The organism is Mesorhizobium sp. P3_A2, from assembly GCF_056403115.1.
The window spans coordinates 1-648 of record NZ_JBFUGC010000053.1 but is presented as its reverse complement, the minus strand read 5'-3'; the positions used below and the strand labels follow the sequence as shown (position 1 = coordinate 648).

Here is a 648-nt window from a genome sequence, read left to right as displayed (position 1 = left end):
GCGGAGCCGGAGGTCAGCTTCAACTATCTCGGCCGGATCGGTGGGGAGCCGGAGGCGCTGTTCACGTTTGCGGACGAGGCGACCGGGCCATGGCGGGCGGCCTCGGCGCGACGGCGGTTCCTGATTGACTTCAACGCCGTGGTGGTCGACCGGCGCCTGCAGGTGCACTGGACCTACTCGCCCGCCCGCCATAACCCCGACACCATCGAACGCCTCGCCAAAAGCTTCGAAGACGAGCTGGCCGGTCTCGAGTCCGCGGCCGCGTTGCGCTTGGATGCGCAAAGCGACTATCTGGAGGCGACCCGTTGAGCGGCGACCGACTGACCTCCTTGCAGCAAGGGCTGCTGTTTCACGCGGTTTCCTCGCCGGGCGCCGGCTTTTATCACCAGCAAGTCGTGCTTGAGCTCGAAAGCGAGTTCGACCGCGCGCGCTTCGCCTCGGCGTGGAATGCGATCGTAGCGCGCCACGACGCGCTGCGGACGCGGTTTTCGTGGCGCGACGGCGAGCCGCTTCAGTGGGTTGAGCCGGTGGCCAAACTTCCGCTTGTCTGGTTGGACTGGAGCGACGATCCGGCGGGCCGGCTGGAAGAGCATCTGCGCGAGGATCGGCGGCGCGGCTTCGCGCTCGACCGGGCGCCGCTGGCGCGCG

At 68.4% G+C, this 648-nt stretch carries 2 protein-coding genes; both read left to right on the top strand.

Annotated features, from left to right (window positions below; translation table 11 throughout):
- Positions 1-309: hypothetical protein (locus AC1DXM_RS31965; RefSeq protein WP_477239551.1), on the top strand; the 309-nt coding region annotated here is incomplete at its 5' end.
- The coding region (locus AC1DXM_RS31960; protein ID WP_477239549.1) for a condensation domain-containing protein at positions 306-648 on the top strand (343 nt) is incomplete at its 3' end. The genes AC1DXM_RS31965 and AC1DXM_RS31960, both read left to right, overlap by 4 nt.